General features: G+C 71.7%; 14 protein-coding genes and 1 pseudogene. 6 read left to right on the forward strand and 9 right to left on the reverse strand.

What is annotated here, in order from left to right; all coding sequences use genetic code 11:
• Positions 1 to 409 (reverse strand): annotated as a pseudogene (locus ACO1BR_RS15495) (hypothetical protein); the annotation flags it as partial.
• A gap of 213 nt (positions 410 to 622) precedes the next feature.
• Here ACO1BR_RS15495 and ACO1BR_RS15500 point away from each other — a divergent pair.
• Complete coding sequence (locus ACO1BR_RS15500; protein WP_426795627.1) at positions 623 to 1201, forward strand: hypothetical protein; 579 nt, start codon at positions 623 to 625, stop codon at positions 1199 to 1201.
• Between the two features lie 32 nt (positions 1202 to 1233).
• On the opposite strand, the gene ACO1BR_RS15505 is transcribed toward ACO1BR_RS15500, so the two are convergent.
• The 3 genes from ACO1BR_RS15505 to ACO1BR_RS15515 all read right to left on the reverse strand — a co-directional run bounded on the left by ACO1BR_RS15505 (position 1234) and on the right by ACO1BR_RS15515 (position 3731).
• Positions 1234 to 2016 (reverse strand): enoyl-CoA hydratase/isomerase family protein, encoded by a 783-nt coding sequence (locus ACO1BR_RS15505; RefSeq protein ID WP_426795628.1) that lies wholly within the window; start codon positions 2014 to 2016, stop codon positions 1234 to 1236.
• Positions 2013 to 2495, reverse strand: a complete 483-nt coding sequence (locus ACO1BR_RS15510; protein ID WP_426795698.1) for a Zn-ribbon domain-containing OB-fold protein — start codon at positions 2493 to 2495, stop codon at positions 2013 to 2015. The genes ACO1BR_RS15505 and ACO1BR_RS15510 overlap by 4 nt, the downstream gene beginning before the upstream one ends.
• Positions 2496 to 2579: 84 nt before the next feature.
• Positions 2580 to 3731, reverse strand: a complete 1152-nt coding sequence (locus tag ACO1BR_RS15515) for a lipid-transfer protein (RefSeq protein ID WP_426795629.1) — start codon at positions 3729 to 3731, stop codon at positions 2580 to 2582.
• Positions 3732 to 3850: 119 nt separating this feature from the next.
• On the opposite strand from ACO1BR_RS15515, the gene ACO1BR_RS15520 reads away from it, so the two are divergent.
• On the forward strand, positions 3851 to 5470 hold the full coding sequence (locus tag ACO1BR_RS15520) for a FadD3 family acyl-CoA ligase (RefSeq protein ID WP_426795630.1): 1620 nt from the start codon (positions 3851 to 3853) through the stop codon (positions 5468 to 5470).
• Positions 5471 to 5593: 123 nt separating this feature from the next.
• Here the strand turns inward: ACO1BR_RS15520 and ACO1BR_RS15525 are convergent, their stop codons facing one another.
• The 5 genes from ACO1BR_RS15525 to ACO1BR_RS15545 form a co-directional block, all read right to left on the reverse strand.
• Positions 5594 to 6556: a TIGR03619 family F420-dependent LLM class oxidoreductase gene (locus ACO1BR_RS15525; RefSeq protein WP_426795631.1), complete on the reverse strand. Its 963-nt coding sequence runs from the start codon at positions 6554 to 6556 to the stop codon at positions 5594 to 5596.
• A gap of 322 nt (positions 6557 to 6878) precedes the next feature.
• Entirely contained in the window at positions 6879 to 8468 is a 1590-nt protein-coding gene (locus tag ACO1BR_RS15530) for a class I adenylate-forming enzyme family protein (RefSeq protein WP_426795632.1), read from the reverse strand.
• Between the two features lie 188 nt (positions 8469 to 8656).
• Positions 8657 to 8878, reverse strand: a complete 222-nt coding sequence (locus tag ACO1BR_RS15535) for a hypothetical protein (protein WP_426795633.1) — start codon at positions 8876 to 8878, stop codon at positions 8657 to 8659.
• Positions 8879 to 9131: 253 nt separating this feature from the next.
• The gene (locus ACO1BR_RS15540; RefSeq protein WP_426795634.1) at positions 9132 to 9299 is read right to left on the reverse strand and encodes a hypothetical protein; all 168 of its coding nucleotides are present in this window, start codon (positions 9297 to 9299) and stop codon (positions 9132 to 9134) included.
• A gap of 215 nt (positions 9300 to 9514) precedes the next feature.
• Complete coding sequence (locus ACO1BR_RS15545; protein ID WP_426795635.1) at positions 9515 to 12454, reverse strand: BTAD domain-containing putative transcriptional regulator; 2940 nt, start codon at positions 12452 to 12454, stop codon at positions 9515 to 9517.
• Between the two features lie 626 nt (positions 12455 to 13080).
• On the opposite strand from ACO1BR_RS15545, the gene ACO1BR_RS15550 reads away from it, so the two are divergent.
• The 4 genes from ACO1BR_RS15550 (at position 13081) to ACO1BR_RS15565 (ending at position 17665) form a co-directional block, all read left to right on the forward strand.
• Positions 13081 to 14367, forward strand: coding sequence for an amidohydrolase family protein (locus ACO1BR_RS15550; protein WP_426795636.1), 1287 nt, complete (start codon positions 13081 to 13083; stop codon positions 14365 to 14367).
• 115 nt (positions 14368 to 14482) lie between these two features.
• Positions 14483 to 15433 carry a TIGR03619 family F420-dependent LLM class oxidoreductase gene (locus tag ACO1BR_RS15555; protein ID WP_426795637.1) on the forward strand — a complete coding sequence of 317 codons (951 nt, stop codon included), beginning with the start codon at positions 14483 to 14485 and terminating at the stop codon, positions 15431 to 15433.
• Between the two features lie 50 nt (positions 15434 to 15483).
• Positions 15484 to 16320 carry an SDR family NAD(P)-dependent oxidoreductase gene (locus ACO1BR_RS15560; RefSeq protein WP_426795638.1) on the forward strand — a complete coding sequence of 279 codons (837 nt, stop codon included), beginning with the start codon at positions 15484 to 15486 and terminating at the stop codon, positions 16318 to 16320.
• 217 nt (positions 16321 to 16537) lie between these two features.
• Positions 16538 to 17665: an LLM class flavin-dependent oxidoreductase gene (locus ACO1BR_RS15565; RefSeq protein ID WP_426795639.1), complete on the forward strand. Its 1128-nt coding sequence runs from the start codon at positions 16538 to 16540 to the stop codon at positions 17663 to 17665.
• The last annotated feature ends 222 nt before the right edge of the window (positions 17666 to 17887 follow it).

Genomic DNA, 17887 nt, shown 5'->3' on the forward strand with positions numbered 1-17887 from the left:
GGCGCGGGCGCCCGCGCATGACCAGGGCGCCCAGGATCAGCAGCGCGCCGCCTCCAAGGGCGTTGGCCGCGCCGACGCCCAGCCCGTGGGTGCCGGCGGACAGCTCGCCCGCGGTCTGCCCCTGGCGGACCATCCACAGGATCGTGAAGCCCAGCACGACCAGGCCCGCGACGGTGATGACCAGTCGCGAACGCAGCACCACGCCGACCAGGGTCAGCAGCCCGGCGAACACCATGGGGAGCACCAGCGACCCGAACAGCGTGGCGCTGTTGTCCGTGATGCCGTTGAAGAGGTCCTCGATCCGCACGTCACTGCCGTGACGGCCGTCGTACCAGGGACGGAAGGGGCTCCAGACGGCGGCCGTCGCTCCGATGAGGGCGATCAGGCATCCGAGAACGTTGCGCACCACCGGCGTCGCCTCGCTTCGGCTCGTCCTGCTCGTCCTCCGTGACCGACGCTACGCCTGCCCGTGTGCCCCCGCTAGACAAGCAGGGCCACCTGCGCCGGTTCGCACAAATGGGCCCCGCGCGGGCCGTCGGCGGCTCTTGCTAGGGTGCCGTGCACGCGTCAACCCTTGGGGTGGCGTCGTATCGGATGGTTCTACGGGGGATGGGCAGACGTCATGCAGCAGTGCGCACGCACGGGTACGGCCGCCACGGTCGGCGGAGGGGGCACCCGCAGGGGGATCAGGGCGGCGGTCGCGGCCGGGCTGGCGGTGTCGGCGCTCGCCACGGTCAGCGGCTGCGCGTTCGGCCGACCCAAGGTGGACCCCTTCCCGACGAACTTCGCGACGCCGTCGTCCTCCACCGGCTACAACCCGTACAGCCCGACGCCGTCGTCCTCGTCCTACACGCCGTCCTACACCTACTCGCCGACGCCGACCGAGGAGACCTTCGACCCGGACGGCCGCAGCGACGTGCGCGGCAGCGGCTGCGACTACTCGAACTCGCTGCACCAGTTCACCTACTCGGTCTCGATCACCAACCCGTCCAGGACGAGCACGTTCTCCTACGACATGGCCGTGAACTGGATGAAGGCGAAGCCGGCGGACGGCACCGCCTACGGGCTGCACCAGCGCAGCGTCGTGGTGGCCCCGGGCGCGACCGAGACCTACACCGCCCAGTACTCCCTGCCCGCCAACAACTACCAGCAGTTCTGGTTCACCTGCCAGATCACCCGGGCGCACAAGACCAAGATGTAGCCCAGACCAAGATGTGAGCGGCGGGGCGGCCGTCATCTGACGGGCGGCGGCTGCGGGTTGCGCGCGCGGCCGGCGAAGAGTTCCGCCTGGCGGTCCGGTGGCAGACTGCCCAGCGCGATCAGCTGCGGGGCGTGCGCCAGCGCCTGCGCGCGGGCCGCCTCCTTGGCCGCCCACAGAGCCCGTACGGTGCCCTGGACGGCGTCGGTGGGCTGCGCGGCGAGCACCGCGGCGCGGCGCAGCGCCGCCGCCACCGCGCCGCCGGGCGGGGTCAGTTCGGAGACCAGCCCGATCTCGTACGCGCGCCGGGCGCCCAGCCGTTCCGCCGTGCCCATCAGGGACAGCCGGGCGATCTCCCCGAAGGGCATCCGCTGGGCCATGTAGATGGCCTCGTAGGCGCTGACCATCCCGTAGGTGGTGTGCGGGTCGAAGAAGGTGGAGTTCTCGGAGGCGACGATGAACTCCGCCTCGCCCAGGAGGTAGAAGGCGCCGCCGCAGGCCATCCCGTCGACCGCGGCGACGACCGGTTTCCACAGGTCGTTGGCCTTGGGGCCGATGCGGATCATCGGGTCGTCGAGGGAGAACGGGGAGGTGGGCTGGGGTACGTCCGCGGCGCGGTCGATGCCGGTGCAGAAGGCCCGGCCGCCGGCGCCGGTGACCACCGCCGCCCGTACGGTGTCGTCGTGGCGGAACTCCCGCCAGAGGGCGGCGAGTCGGTCGGCGGTGGCGAGGTCGACGGCGTTGTGCCGCGCGGGCCGATCCAGGGTGACCAGGGCGACCCCGCCGTCGGTCTCGGTGCGGACCGTGGGGGTCGTCACGGCCGTTCCAGGAGCCAGCGGGGCACCGTGACCCCGCCGGGCAGGGTGTGGAAGGCGACCTTCACCGCGGCGCCGATGCGCAGCCGGGCGGGGTCCACGGAGTTGAGGGCGCCGTCGGGCGTCGCGACGAGGTTGCCGACGAGGCGGATGTGCGGCGCCTCGGCCAGCTCCACGATGATCGCGTTGTACGGCGCCTGGGCGGCGTACGCGGGCAGCAGCGGCGGGTGCGGCACCACGAACGACCAGATCCGGCCGCGTCCGCTCATCCGCTGCCAGTGGGCGGCGAAGGACTGGCAGTGCGGGCAGCAGGGGCGGGGCGGGAAGCGCGGTTCGTCGCAGTCGGAGCAGGTCTGGACGCGGAGTTCGCCGCGTGCGGCGTGGTCCCAGAACGGTGCGCCGTCGTCGTCGGGGACGGGAAGCAGCAGGTCGGCGGCGGGGTCCGGGTGATTGTCAGTGGCCGGTGGCACGCTTGTGGTCATGAGATCACGGACGGTGACGGACGGAGTGGTGGGTGACGTGACGGATGCGTGGGTGGGCGCCGGCTCGGGTGCGTTCATCGGGTGTCAACTCCTCAGCAGCAGGGCGGAGGTGGGGACGCCCTCGCCCGCGGTGACCAGGCAGGTGGCGGCGCCCGGGACCTGTGCGGTGCTGGTGCCGCGCAGCTGCCGGACGCCTTCGGTGATGAGGTTGAAGCCGTGGACGTACGCCTCGGAGAGGCCGCCGCCGCCGGTGTTGAGGGGGAGCCGGCCGCCGGTCTCCAGGGCGCCGCCCTCGGTGAAGGCCGCGCCCTCGCCGCGTCCGCAGAAGCCGTATCCCTCCAGCGAGAGGGGGATCAGGGGGGTGAACGCGTCATAGATCTGTGCCACGTCGACGTCCTGCGGGCCGAGGTCGGCACCTTTCCAGAGGTGCCGGGCGGCGGTCCAGGCAGGGCCGGTGAGCGGGTCGTCGTTCCAGTAGTTGACCATGCCGTGGTGCTGGGCGGGCAGTCCCTGTGCGGCGGCGTGGACGTAGACGGGCGGGCGGCGGCAGTCGCGGGCCCGCTCGGCTGCGACCACGACGCAGGCCAGTGCCCCGTCCGTCTCCAGGCAGTTGTCGAAGAGGCAGAGCGGTTCGCTGATCCAGCGGGCGGTCATGTACATCTCCCGGGTCAGCGGGCGGTCGTACATGATCGCGGCCGGGTTCTGGTTGGCGCGGTTGCGGCAGGCGAGGGCGACGTTGAAGAAGTGGTCGCGGGTGGCGCCGTATTCGTGCATGTAGCGCCGGGCCAGCATGCCGATCTCGTCGGCGGGGCGGAGCAGTCCGAAGGGGCGGGTCCACTGCCCGGGGGTGGGCAGCTGGACGCGGGTGTTCTTCCAGGGGCGTGGTCCGGAGCCTCGCTTGCGGGACCGCCAGGCGACGCCGACGGACGCCTGCCCGGTGGCGATGGCGGCGGCCAGGTGCGCCACCGTCGCGCAGGAACCGCCGCCTCCGTAGCCGACCTTGGAGAAGTGGGTGACGTCGCCGGCGCCGATGGACTTGGCGATCTCGACCTCGTCGGTCTCCTCCATGGTGTAGGAGGCGAAGGCGTCGACCTCCGAGGGGGCGATGCCGGCGTCGTCCAGGGCCGCGGTGATGGCTCGGCAGGCCAAGGTCTTTTCGGATGTGGGGAGTTGTTTGGCGAAGGGAGTCTGTCCGATACCGACTATCGCCGTAGCGTCCTTGAGGGTCGCCCCCATCGCCACCTCCGTGGTCGGTCGTCCGCGGTCGGTCGTCCGTGCTGACAGCGGAGGAGGCTACCGCTAATCTGACGGACAGTCAGCTAGTGCGTTACGGCTCTTTGCAGGGAGGGAGCGCGATGCGCGAGGACCTGGATGCACGAGCGGACCTGGAGTACGGCTCCCTCGCCCGGCTGGTGCGCACCGCCGCCGAGCGGTACGGCCCCCGGGAGGCCGTCGTCGAGGGCCGCACCCGGGTCTCGTACGCCGAGTTGGGCGAGCGGGTGGAGCGGGCCGCGGCGGCCTGCATCGCGGCCGGCGTCGCACCCGGCGACCGGGTCGCCATATGGGCGCCCAACACCCTCGACTGGATCGTCTCCGCCCTCGGGGCGGTGACCGCCGGAGCCGTCCTGGTCCCCGTCAACACCCGCTTCAAGGGCACCGAGGCCGCCTACGTCCTGCGCCGCACCCGCGCCAGGATCCTCTTCCTCACGGGCGCCTTCCTCGGCACCTCGTACGTCGCCTCGCTCCGCCGCGCCGCCCGGGAGGGCTCCGGGTCCGGCCCGCTGCCCGGACTGCCGCGGCTCGAACGGGTCGTGGTCCTCGCGGACGACGCCCCCGCCGACTTCACCACCTGGCGCGACTTCCTGGCCGGCGGCCGGGCGGTGCCCGCCGGCACGGTCCGCGCCAGGGCCGACGCGATCCGCCCCGACGCCCCCTCGGACATCGTCTTCACGTCCGGGACCACCGGCCACCCCAAGGGCGCCGTGATCACCCACGCCCAGACCCTGCGCGCCTACGACGTCTGGAGCGAACTGGCCGGCCTCCAGGAGGGCGACCGCTACCTCATCGTCAACCCGTTCTTCCACACCTTCGGCTACAAGGCCGGCATCATCGCCTGCCTGCTGCGCGGCGCGACGATGGTCCCGCAGCCGGTCTTCAGCGCGGAGACCGCGCTCGCCAACATCGCCGCCGAGCGGATCTCCGTCCTCCCCGGCCCGCCCACCCTCCACCAGCGGCTCCTGGACCACCCGGACCGGGCGCTGCACGACCTGTCCGCGTTGCGCCTCGTCGTCACCGGGGCCGCCGTCGTCCCCCTGGAGCTGGTCGAACGGCTGCGCAGCGAGCTGAAGATCGCCACCGTGCTGACCGCCTACGGCCTGTCGGAGAGTTCGGGCGTGGTCACGATGTGCCGCCGCGGCGACCCGCCCGAGGTCATCGCCGCCACGTCCGGCCGCGCCCTGCCGGACACCGAGGTCCGGGTCGTCGACGCCGCGGGACGCGCGACGGCCCCCGGCCGCCCCGGCGAGGTCCTCGTCCGCGGCTACCACGTCATGTCCGGCTACTTCGAGGACCCCGTCGCCACCGCCCACGCGATCACCCCCGACGGCTGGCTGCGCACCGGCGACGTCGGGGTCCTCGACGCGGACGGCAACCTGCGGATCACCGACCGCATCAAGGACCTGTTCATCGTCGGCGGCTTCAACGCCTACCCGGCCGAGATAGAGCAACTCCTCGCCCGCCACCCGGACATCGCCGAGGTCGCCGTCGTCGGCATACCCGACCCCCGCCTCGGCGAGGTCGGCAAGGCGTACGCGGTCCGCCGCCCCGGCTCCTCGCTCACCGCCGACGACCTGATCGCCTGGTCGCGCCGCGAGATGGCCAACTACAAGGTGCCGAGGGAGGTGGACTTCGTCGCCGAACTGCCCCGCAACGCGAGCGGCAAGGTCGTCAAGACGCGGCTGCGGGAGAGGAGTTAGGGCCGCGCCCGCCGGTCCCGGGGGACGCGCCCGTGAGCCGCTTCCGCATGCGGGTCTGTCGGCGGGCGGCTTCCGTGTGCGGGCTCTGCCGGCGGGCCGCTTCCGCCTCCGGGCCGCGGCCGGTCACTGCCCGATCCGGCCGCCCGCCACCCCGGTCGCCTCCGCCAGGGCCCGCATCCGGTCCGCGAAGCCGCCGTCCACCGCGCCGAACCACACACCGAGGTCCTCGGCCCCGGCCGCCTCCCACTCCGCGACCTCGGAGGTGACCTCCGCGAGCGTACGGTCCGGTCCGTCCCAGGCGATACGGCTCCCGGCCGCGACACGGGGCGCGCCCGCTGCGGACCGGCCGGTCGCCGGCCCCCGCGCGAACCACCGCCGCCGCTCGGCGAATTCGCCCGGGGTCAGCCCCACCCCCTGCCAGTAGCCGCCGAACTCCGCCGCGCGCCGCAGCGCCGCGTCCGAGTTCCCGCCGATCAGAAACGGCACCGGCTCCTCCGGTACGGGCTCGAACACCGCACGCCCGTCGAAGGACACCCGCCCGTCGTCGTACGGCCCGCCCGCCCCCGTGTGCAGGTGCCGCACCAGCCGCAGTGCGCGGTCCGTCCGCGCGCCCCGGGTGCCGAAGCCGACCCCGGCCGCCGCGAACTCGTAACGCTGCCAGCCGACGCCGACGCCCAGCACGAACCGGCCCCCGCTCAGCCGGGCCAGCGTCGCCGACTGCCGGGCGAGCAGCAGCGGTTCGCGCAGCGGCGCGATCAGCACCGATGTCCCGAGGGTGATCCGCTCGGTCACCGCCGCGAGGTACGCCAGCGCCGCCAGCGGCTCGTACACCCCGCCGTACGCTTGCGGGGGCGTCCCGTACGGCCCCGGCGGCAGCAGGTGATCGGGCAGCCAGACGCCCGCGTACCCCAGTTCCTCGGCCTGCCGCGCGAGCCCGGCCAGGTCCCGCACCGCCATCGCCGCGGACTCGGACGGCAGCACGACGTGCAGACGCATCCCCATCCGCTCCCGCATCCCCATCCCCATCCCCATCCGCTCCTGCCGTCCGGCGTACGGAGTGGAGTGGTGTTCGGCGGCTTCGCCCATGGGGGCCTCCCGTTCCCGGATCTTCGGTTCGACGCCCCACTTCTAAGCCCTCACACCGGTGTGAGAGTCAAGCGCCGGGAGGGGAAGGGACCCTCCCTCAGGACGGCGCGGGGGCCGTCCAGTCAGGGCGCCGCCCGCTGAGCGCCACCACCCGGTCCAGCAGCGGCGCGTCGGGTGCGACCGGAACGGGGCGCCCGAAGATGGTGCCGCGCCCGGGTCCGCCGTCGGCCGAGGCCGCGAGCAGCCCGTACGCGACACCGAGGGCGGCTCCGTCCGGCGCGTACTGGCGCTACGCCGATGCCGACGCCCGCCCGGGTGGGCGCTATGCCGGTGCCCCGTACCGCTCCCGCAGCCGCGCCTTGAGCACTTTGCCCAGCGGTCCGCCGCGCGGCAGCTCCTCGGTGATCTCCAGCTGTTCCGGCAGCTTCTGCGTCATGAGCCCGGCCGCCCGCAGATGCGCGGTCAGCCCCGCGAGAGTGAGCCCCGGCGCGCCTTGCCCGTCCGCCGCTTCGGCGAGCGTGACCACCGCGCACACCCGCTCCCCGCGCTCCCGGTCCGGCAGCCCGATCACCGCCGCCTCCGCGACCGCCGGATGCGTGTGCACCAGGTCCTCGATCTCCTGCGCGGAGATGTTCTCGCCCTTCCTGATGATGATGTCCTTGAGCCGCCCGGTCAGCACCAGGTGCCCGTCCGCGCGCAGATACCCCAGGTCACCGGTGTGGAAGCGGCCCTGCGCGTCGAACGCCTCCGCGGTCGGCGCCGGATCGGTGTACCGCCGGCACACCACCGTCCCGGCGACCGTCACCTCGCCCGCCTCGCCGGTCGCGGCCTCGCTCCCGTCCGCCCGTACGATCCGCACCCGCGCGCCCGCCACCGGCCGGCCCACCGTGTGCGCCAGCTGCTCGTCGCTGTCGTACGGCGTCCCCATCGCGATCATCGGGCACTCCGTCATCCCGTACCCGTGCACGATCGCGCAGCCCAGCTCCCGTCCGACCTCCCGGTACAGCTCCGGCGGCAGCGGAGCCCCGCCGCCGGAGAGCAGCCGCAGCGACGGAATCAGCGGCCCGGTGGCGTCCGGGTCCGCCGCCCGCCGGCGCCGCGACGCGTCGTGGAACGCCTGGTAGAACGCGGTACTCCCACCCGCCATGGTCACCCCGTGCCGCCGGTAGACCTCGGCCGCCCGCCCCGCCTCGAACGTGTCGAGCACCACCGCAGGGAACCCGCTGACCAGCATCGCGATGACGTAGTCCGGGCCGGCGATGTGTGCGTAGGGGAAGGCGATCGAGCCGATGTCGTCCGCCGACATCCCCAACGCGGTCGCCAGCCCGACGCCGCCGGCGATCAGCGAAGCGTCGGTGTGCTCAACTCCCTTGGGCGCGGCGGTCGTCCCGGAGGTGTAGTAGACCCAGCGCGTGCGCACGTCCGCTCCATGCGGGGACTCCCGAAGCTCCTGAAACTCCGGCAGCGTGCCCGGATCCCCGGCGGGCAGCCCACCCGCCACCGAGACGACCCGCACCCCGTCCCCGGCCAGTCCGCGCACCATCGCGTCGTGGTCGAACCCCCGCCACACCCCCGGTACGAGCACGAACTCCGCCGCAGATCCGGCCAGGACGAACCCAACCTCGCGCTCCCGGTGCTGCGGGATCACCGGCGTCTGCACGGCCCCCAGCCGGGCCAGCGCGAGCGAGGCGACGACCGTGTCGATTCGCGTAGGCAACTGCCACATCACCCGCGTCCCGGCCCCGATCCCCAACTCCCGGAACCCGGCGGCCACGCGCAGTGCCTCGTCCCGCACCTCGCCGAAGGTCGCGGTCCGCCCGTCCCCGTCGAAGAACATCGGCGCGCCCCCGGAGGCCCGCGCACGATAGTCGACCAGTTCCCAGAGCGTGTGGATACGAGCGGGGTCGAACACGGCGCGCCTCCTGGGGTGGGGCGGTGTCGGAGTGCCGTTGACTCTAGCAGTATCTGATGGGCCGTCAGGTAGTCATTGCTGTGGGAGGAGAGGGGGGAGGGGTGGCCGCTGTCTCGGGAAACAACGGGGCCGGGTATCGGCCCGGCCCCGTTGCGTGGGCCGCGGCCCGAGATCTGTGCTGTGCCCGGTCAGGGGGTGTGGCTGTCCATCGGCGACAGGGCCGAGTGCATGCCCTGCGGTATCAGCGGAGCGTGGCTGTCCTGCGGCGCCGCGGGAAGGTGGTTGTCCAGGGCGGCGATGGAATCCTGCGCTATCGGCGAGTGGTTGTCGGCCATGGCGGGCACCGTGGCGCCGCCGAGTGCGCCTACCGCGATGGCCGCGACGGCAAGTGCTTTCTTGGTACGGGTCATTCCAACTCCTCGGTAATGGGGGGATGTTGCTGTTCCCGAAAACAAATTAGTCTCTAACGTGCTCAGGTGTTCGATCTTTGTGGGAAAAAGTGGCCAAATGTCACAGGATTTGGTGCCGAGGCGGAAAACGCTGCAGGGGCCGTTTTCCATGGTTTCCCCTCCACACCATGGAAAACGGCCCCTGCGATCCCCCGGATCCCCCCGGCTGGTGCTCCCCCCCGTGTCCCCCGCTGAGTTTTGCCGTACCCAATCGCTACCTGGGTTCGATGATGGGCGTGTGGTTGTCCTGGGGCAGGATCTCCCCTGGCTTCCTGACTACCTTCTTCTTGCCGAGCATGGGAGCCGCGATGGGCGTGTGATTGTCCATCGGTTTGATGACATCACGCTCGGTCGGCTCCGGAGCCTTGTTCTCGGTGGTCACGTTGATCAACTCCTGTGTGGGCGCTTGATGCTTCGTCCCGCCCGGCCGGCGACTCCCCCGTTGGCCGCCGGACAGGCGTGACATGGCCGCTCACGATAACTCTGCGGCCTGGGCACCGAGCCGCTTGCCCCCCGAGGCGGCGGTTCGATGAGTAGAGCGTGACGCGCGGCGATGAACGAACGATAAACGTCTCTCGCAATGTTCCTGGCCTGTGCTTATGCCACTGCGGACGGGCTCAGCAGAGCCCGGACCTCGGCAGTGGCCGGCACACCCAGCCGTTCGTAGATGACGAGAGCGTCCTGCCAGCAGGCCCGAGCGCGCCTGATGTGACCCAATTCGTTGAGGATGCGGCCCAGTAGCGTCAGGACGTTCGCCCGCCACCACTCCCCGCCCACGCCGCGCAGTGCGGTAAGGGCCTGCTCCGCGCTGGCGGCCGCCTGAGTGGGGCAGGCGTCACTGAGGGAGATCTCCGCCAGCCTGAAGTGCGTCATGCCCGCCCAGAACCGCTGCCTGCTGTCCTGGAATATCGCCAGCGCCTTGGTGAGTTGTTCTTTCGCCTCATCCAGGCGCTGGGCCCGGGCAAATGCCAGCCCCAGCGCGTACATGCCGTTTGCCAGGCGCCGCTGCGCCCCGAGCTGGCGGTAGATGGCGATGCCCTCCTCGGCCAGCCGGATCGCGCTGTCGATCCGTCCCGTGTTCAGATGGACGCGGGAGAGATTGCACAGTGCGCTTGCCTCAGACTGCTCGTTGGAATCGTCGCGGAAGGCCGAGAGCGCCTGGGCCAGATACGCCTCGGCATCGTCGTAACGCTGCTGGGTGGTGGCGATGATCCCGCGGTCGTTCGGCGCGTAGGAGGAGGAGAAGGGGTCCTCGGCGGCCAGCCCGAGCAGCATCGCGGACTTGGCGTGCTCCTCCGCATCGTCGAGGCGGCCTGCCAGGGTATGGACGTTGGTCAGCGCGGTGTGGATACGCGCCTCGGCGTGCTGGTCCTTGGCATCGCGGGCAGCTGCGAGAAGGGCTGCACTGGTCTGCTCGTAGTGCAGTGCGTCGGCACCGGACTCGGCCAGATCCCGCGTCAGCAGCAGCAGATCCACCGCCCGGCGCAGCGACGCGGGATCCGTCGACTGCTGTGCGCAGGCCAGAACACAACCGGCCTCGCTGAACAGCCAGCTCAGTGCCGTCGTACGGTCGGTGAAGACGAGTCCGGCGTGCCGGGTCGGCTCCATGTGGTCGACAAGCCGGTCCCCGGGGCGCTCCAGGGCGTACATCCGGGCGGCCGTCGCCAGATAGAAATCCAGCAGGCGAGAGAGCGCCGCGTCCCGTTCCGCGGGCGGCTGTTCGTCCCGCTCCGCGCACGAACGGGCATACAGGCGCACCAGATCGTGGAATCGGTATCGGCCCGGTGCCGCGGACTCCAGGAGGGAGGTGTCCACGAGGGATTCGAGCAGTTCCTCGGTGGTGTCGGTGTCCAGGTCCAGTGTGGCCGCCGCGGCCGTCAGCGAGATGTCCGGGCCGTCCGCCAGCCCGAGCAACCGGAAGGCGCGGGCCTGGGCGGGCTCCAGCTGCTTGTAGCCCAGTTCGAAGGTGGCCTTCACGGCTAGGTCGCCGGCGCGGAGTTCGTCCAGGCGGCGGCGCTCGTCGGCGAGCTTGCTGGCCAGGGTGGAGACCGTCCAGGTCCGGCGTGCGGCCAGCCGGGAGGCGGCGATGCGGATGGCCAGCGGGAGGAAGCCGCAGGCGCCGACGACTGCCATGGCGGCCTGCCGCTCAGAGTTCACCCGCTCGTCGCCGACGATCCGGGTGAAAAGGGTGAGGGCCTCCTCCGGGCTCATCACGTCGAGGTCGAGCAGATGGGCGGAGGCCAGGTCGATCATCCGGGTGCGGCTGGTGAGCAGGGCCGCGCAGCCCTCCGTACCGGGCAGCAGGGGACGGACCTGGGCGGCATCCCGGGCGTTGTCCAGCAGCGCCAGAACGCGCCGGCCTGCGAGGGCGGAGCGGTACAGGGCGGCCCGCTCCTCCAGGCCGTCCGGAATGGCGGAATCGGGCGTCCCCAGGGCGCGCAGGAAGGCGCCGAGGACCGCCTCCGGCTCGGCCGGACTGCGCCCCGCCCCCTGGAGGTCGATGTAGAGCTGCCCGTCCGGGAAGTGCTCCCGGGCGGCGTGCGCGACATGCACGGCGAGGGTGGTCTTGCCGACTCCGCCGATGCCGGCGACCGCCGAGACCGCCATCACGCTGCCCTCCGCCGTCGCCAGCTGGTCGCTGAGCTCCTTGACGAAGGCGGCGCGGCCGGTGAAGTCCGCGACGGTGGCCGGGAGCTGGCGGGGTCGGACGAACGTCGCCTCGGGTGAGCCGGAGTGGTCACCGGCCGCCGGCGCGTCCAGTTCCGTGTCCGCCCGCAGGATCCGCTGGTGGAGGTCGGACAGCGACGCGCAGGGGTCGACGCCCAGTTCGTCCGCGAGCAGCCGCCGGGTGTCGGCGTAGACCGCGAGCGCCTCCGCCTGGCGGCCGCTGCGGTAGAGGGCCAGCATCAGCAGCTCCCGCAGGCGCTCGCGCAGCGGGTGGGCGGAGGTCAGGGCGGTGAGTTCGGAGACCGCCTCGGCGTGGCAGCCGGCCTCCAGGTCGAGGTCGAGGCGGGTCTCGGTGAGCGAGAGCCGCCATTCCTGGAGGCGGGTGCGCTGGGTCTCGGCGTACGGGCCGGACAGCCCGGCCAGCGGTTCGCCGTCCCACAAGTCCAGGGCGGCGTCGAGGAGTTCACGGGCCCGCCCGCGGTCGCCGGCGGCCTTGGCCTTCTCCGCGTCCGCGGCGTACTGCTCGGCGATGTCGTGGTCGAGGTCCAGGGGCAGTCCGTCGACGGGCCGCAGCGCATAGCCGCCGGACTCACTGACCAGCGCGTCGGCGTCGTCGCCCAGGGCCTTGCGGATGCGGGACGCGTACGTGCGCAGCGCGGCGAGCGCGGCGTGCGGCGGTTCGTCGCCCCACAGGGCGTCGACGAGCTCGGGCGCGGTGGCGGTACGGCCGCCGCGCAGCAGCAGTGCGGCGAGCAGTGCACGCTGCTGCGGGGAACCCGCTGCCAGCGGCGTTCCGCCGCGCCAGGCCCGTACGGGACCGAGCACGGTGAAGCGGAGCCGCTCCCGTACCTGCCCCGGACCGTCGTCCATGGTGTCCCCCTGCCCTGTCCCGTCCATCCGCGCCGTGCGCAACCCTGCACCGTGTGCAACGGTCAGTCTGCCTTGTCGCGACCATTTCCGTCAGTAGGGGTCCGGAGCGTGCACAAGACCTTCTCGCCCTCCGGTGGAGGGGGTTGCGCCGCCCCGCGCGGGCGCGCGGAACGCCGGCTTCCAAGGCCCTGCCCCGGTCCTTCCCCTGCCCTTTCCGTGGTCACTCCATTGGTGTGCCCATTGGTGTGCACACGGACGTCCCCTTGATTCCGCCTTGACTCCGTCCCGATTCCGTTGATCTCCCCCTCGGCCGTACGTACTCGGCCGCCTCTACCCGGGTTGCCGGACGGCATCCCTGACTGGCTGGTTTGTTTTCCGGGCGGAACCGCTGGGATGGGTGGGGAGTCCGGAATGCATCTACGTACACGCGCCCCGTACTTGGCCGGTTCGTTTCCGCGCGGATGCATTCCGCTGCCCGGATTCACCAGCGGCCTCCACCGGCAGGCTTCGCCGCCCGGGTCCACCGGAAGGCTTCGACGGGAGGCCCAGGCGGCACGCCCCCGCCCCCGCCCGCTGCGGCCCCACACTTGCTGACGGATCGTCAGATCGGCGCTACCGTACCGCCCATGGAGACCAAGGAGCCCAAGGAAGCCAAGGAAGTCAAGGAACCCAAGGAAGCCAAGGGGTCCTTCCCTCGGATCATCTCGGTGGACGACCACACCGTGGAGCCCCCGAACGTCTGGCGGGACCGGCTCCCGTCGAAGTACCACGACGTCGGACCGCGCATCGTCCGCGCGCCCGTGAAGGAGATGACCTTCGTCGGCGGCAGATTCGCCCCGAAGATGGGCGCCCCCGGAGACGACGGCCCGATAGCCGACTGGTGGGTCTACGAGGATCTGCACCGGCCGCTTACCCGCCTCGACACCGCCGTCGGCCACCCCCGAGACGAGATCAGGCTGGAGGGCATCACCTACGAGCAGATGCGCCCCGGCTCCTTCAGTGTCCCCCAGCGGCTCGCCGACATGGACGCCAACCACGTCCAGTCCGCGCTCTGCTTCCCCACCTTCCCCCGCTTCTGCGGTCAGACCTTCACCGAGGCCAAGGACCGCGAACTGGGCCTGCTGGGGGTGCGCGCGTACAACGACTGGATGGTGGAGGAGTGGTGCGGCCCGCAGGCCCGCGGCCGGATGATCCCGCTGACCCTCGTCCCCCTCTGGGACGCGGAGTTGGCCGCCGAGGAGGTCCGCCGCAACGCGGCCCGGGGCGTCCGTGCCGTCTGCTTCAGCGAGATCCCGCCCCACCTGGGCCTGCCCAGCATCCACACCGACTACTGGGACCCGTTCCTGCGCGCCTGCGACGAGACCGGCACGGTCGTCGCCATGCATATCGGCTCCTCCTCGAAGATGCCGTCCACGTCCCCCGACGCCCCGCCCGCCGTCGGCTCCACGATCACCTTCGCCAACTGCTGCTTCTCGATGACCGACTGGCTGATGAGCGGCGCGTTCGACCGCTTCCCGCGCCTGAGGATCATGTACGCGGAGGGTCAGATCGGCTGGATCCCGTACATCCTGGAGCGCGCCGACGTCGTCTGGGAGGAGAACCGCGCCTGGGGCGGCGTCGCCGACAAGGTCCTCCGCCCGCCGTCCGAACTCTTCGCCGACCATGTCCACGGCTGCTTCTTCGACGACGCCTTCGGCCTCCGGAACCTCGACTCCATCGGCGCCGGCAACGTCCTCTACGAGACCGACTACCCGCACTCGGACTCCACGTGGCCCAAGTCCCGCGAGGTCGCCGAATCCCAGATGGGTCATCTGTCGGCGGACATGGTCGAACGGATCGTGCGCGGCAACGCGATCGAACTGCTGGGGCTCACGGGGGAGGGGCTCTGGGGTCCTTCGGCGCCCACGCGCTGACGCCGGGCGGTGGAGTGGTGCCCCCGCGCCCCGCCCCTTGCCTGATGAACCGTCAGACCTCACCATGACCGCACTCCGATCGTAGATGACGAACCATCAGATGAGGGGTCCGGGCATGGTGCAGGTTCTGCCGCAGGGGCGGCTCGCGTACGGGATGCAGCTTCCGGTGCAGTCGCAGAGCACGCTCTACGCGGAGGCGTGGGAGGCGGGGGCCGGGCCCGAGGGCCTGGTGGCGGTGGCGCGGGCGGCGGACCGGGCCGGGTTCGCGTATGTGGCGTGCTGCGAGCACGTGGCGATTCCCCGGCGGCTGGCCGGGGCGATGGGGACGACGTGGTACGACCCGGTGGCGACGCTGGCGTATCTGGCGGCCGCCACCGAGCGGGTGCGGCTGCTGAGCCATGTCGCGGTGGTCGGGTTCCGGCATCCGCTGATCAGCGCGAAGCAGTACGCGACGCTGGACCGGCTGTCGGGCGGGCGGCTGATCCTGGGTGTCGGCGCCGGGCATGTGCGCGAGGAGTTCGAGGCGCTGGGCGTGCCGTTCGCGCGGCGCGGGGCGGTGCTCGACGAGTCGATCGACGCGTTGAAGGCGGCGCTGGGGGAGGGTGAGTTCCCCGAGTTCGCGGGGGAGCGGTTCGCGTTCGAGGGGCTGGGGCAGGCGCCGCGACCGGTGCAGACCCCGCGTCCGCCGGTCTGGGTGGGCGGCTCGTCGCCCGCGGCCGTACGGCGGGCGGCGGTGCGGGGGGACGGGTGGCTGCCGCAGGGCGACCGGCGCGACCAACTTCCGGGCCAGATAGGGAGGTTGCGGCGCCTGCGGGAGGAGGCGGGGATCGGGGAGCCGGTGGAGATCGGGGCGATCGCGGAGCCGGTGTATGTGGGGGAGCCGGGGTGGGACGTCGGGCGGTGGACGCTGACCGGGGCGCCGGAGCGGATCGCGGAGTCGCTGCGGGAGTACGCCGCGATGGGGGTGCGGCAGGTCCAGGTGCGGTTCCGGAGCCGCGGCCGGGCGGAACTCGTGGCGCAGATGGCGGCGTTCGGGGCGGAGGTGGCCCCGTTGCTGAACGACTGAGCGGGCACGCAGGGGCCGTTGTCCGTACGCACACCACGAGGAGTACAGGCATGGGCAGGCTCGACGACCGGGTCATCGTCATCACGGGTGGCGCGCGCGGACAGGGTGAGCAGGAGGCGCGGCTCTTCGTGGCGGAGGGGGCGCGGGTGGTGATCGGCGATGTGCTGGACGCGCCGGGCCGGGCGCTGGCGGGGGAACTGGGGGAGGGGCGGGCCCGGTTCGTGCACCTGGACGTGGCGCGGGAGGACGACTGGGCAGGCGCGGTGGAGGCCGCAAAGGGGGCGTTCGGGAAGATCGACGGACTGGTCAACAATGCCGGGATCCTGCGGTTCAACACCCTGGTGGATACGCCGCCGGCGGAGTTCCAGCAGGTGGTGCAGATCAACCAGGTGGGGTGCTTCCTGGGGATACGGGCGGTGGCGCCGGAGATCGCGGCGGCCGGCGGCGGGACGATCGTCAACACCTCCTCGTGCACGGGGCTCACGGGGATGGCATGCGTCGGCGCGTACGCCGCCACCAAGCACGCCGTGGTGGGCCTGACCCGGGTCGCCGCGCTGGAGCTGGCTGCCAAGGGGATCCGGGTCAACGCGGTGTGCCCGGGGGCGGTGGACACGCCGATGGCGAATCCGGCGGCGCTGGATCCGGCGGCGCTGGATCCGGACGTGGATCCGGACGTGGTTACGGATGTGGATATGGACGTGGATCCGGCCGGGTCCACGCGCGCCGTGGACGAGCTGTACCGGAAGCTGGTGCCGCTGGGGCGGATCGGGCGGCCGGAGGAGGTGGCCCGGCTGGCGCTCTTCCTGTCCGCGGAGGACTCCTCGTACATCACGGGGCAGCCGTTCGTGATCGACGGCGGATGGCTGGCGGGCGTCGGCCTGTTCTGAGGACCGGCCGCCCGGGGCGGGAGGTTCCCGGGCGGAGCCGGGAGGCGCTCCGCCTCATGCCCGCCTGAAGCCTCACGTCTGCTCGATGCCGCACGCATTCCTGATGGAGCGTCAGTTATGCCGGCTGCGGGTATTGACGGGTCCCGGCCTCGATGGAACAGTCGACCGCATCGAATCTGACGGTATGTCAGAAAGTGCTAAGGGACGGTGAACCCCCTTGGAATTCGGGCTCTTTGTGCAGGGCTACGTGCCCGCCGCGCGAGCGAAGGCGGATCCGGAGGCCGAGCACCACGCGCTGATGGAGGAGACCGAGTACGTCATCCAGGCGGACGCGTCGGGCTTCAAGTACGCCTGGGCCTCCGAGCACCACTTCCTGGAGGAGTACTCGCACCTCTCCGCCAACGACGTCTACCTCGGCTACCTTGCCCACGCCACCGAACGCATCCACCTCGGCTCCGGCATCTTCAACCCGCTCGCGCCGGTCAACCACCCGGTGAAGGTCGCGGAGAAGGTCGCGATGCTCGACCACCTTTCCAGTGGGCGCTTCGAGTTCGGCTCGGGGCGCGGCGCCGGCAGCCACGAGATCCTCGGGTTCCTGCCGGGGGTGACCGACATGAACCACACCAAGGAGATCTGGGAGGAGACCATCGCGGAGTTCCCCAAGATGTGGCTCCAGGACGAGTACGTGGGGTTCAGGGGCAAGCACTGGGAGCTGCCGCCGCGCAAGATCCTCCCCAAGCCGTACGGGAAGTCCCACCCGGCGATGTGGTACGCGGCCGGGTCGCCGTCCTCGTACGCGATGGCCGGCAGGAAGGGGCTCGGCGTGCTGGGCTTCAGTGTGCAGAAGGTCGCCGACATGGAGTGGGTCGTCGAGTCGTACAAGAACGCGGTCAAGGACGCCGAGCCGGTCGGCGACTTCGTCAACGACAACGTGATGGTGACCTCGACGGCCATCTGCGCCGAGACGCACCGAAAGGCGGTGGAGATCGCCGTCGGCGGCGGTCTCAACTACCTCCAGTCGCTGCTCTTCCGCTACCACGACACCTTCCCGCGGCCGGAGGGCGTTCCCGAGTGGCCCGAGCTGCTGCCCGACTACACCGAGGAGATCATCGAGCTGCTGATCGCGGAGGAGCTGATGATCTGCGGCGACCCGGACGAGGTGCTGCGGCAGTGCAAGCGCTGGGAGCAGGCGGGCGCCGACCAGCTCTCCTTCGGGCTGCCGATCGGGGTGAGCCGCGAGGACACGCTCACCACGATCAAGCTGATCGGGGAGCACGTCATTCCGAAGATCGATACGGATCCGGTGCACCGCACGACGCGATTTCGGCAGACGGCCGGCGGTTGACCGGCCGGCGGTTGACCGTCCGCCTGCGGGCCACCGTCAGCCGTCGTCCCTCCCAACCCTCCCAACCCTCCCGCACCGGACCCGCCTGTTCCTCCGACCCGTCCCTCGGACCTGTCCTTGCGACCCGTCACTCCGATCTGTGCTTCCCGCCTGCCCCCCGGACCTGTCTGTCGGTCCTGCCCGTTGGACACGTCCCTCCGGTCTGTCCCCCCGCCCGTCCCT

Origin of the sequence: Streptomyces sp. YGL11-2, from assembly GCF_050054615.1 — a bacterium.
In the GTDB taxonomy this organism is placed as follows: Bacteria; Actinomycetota; Actinomycetes; order Streptomycetales; family Streptomycetaceae; genus Streptomyces.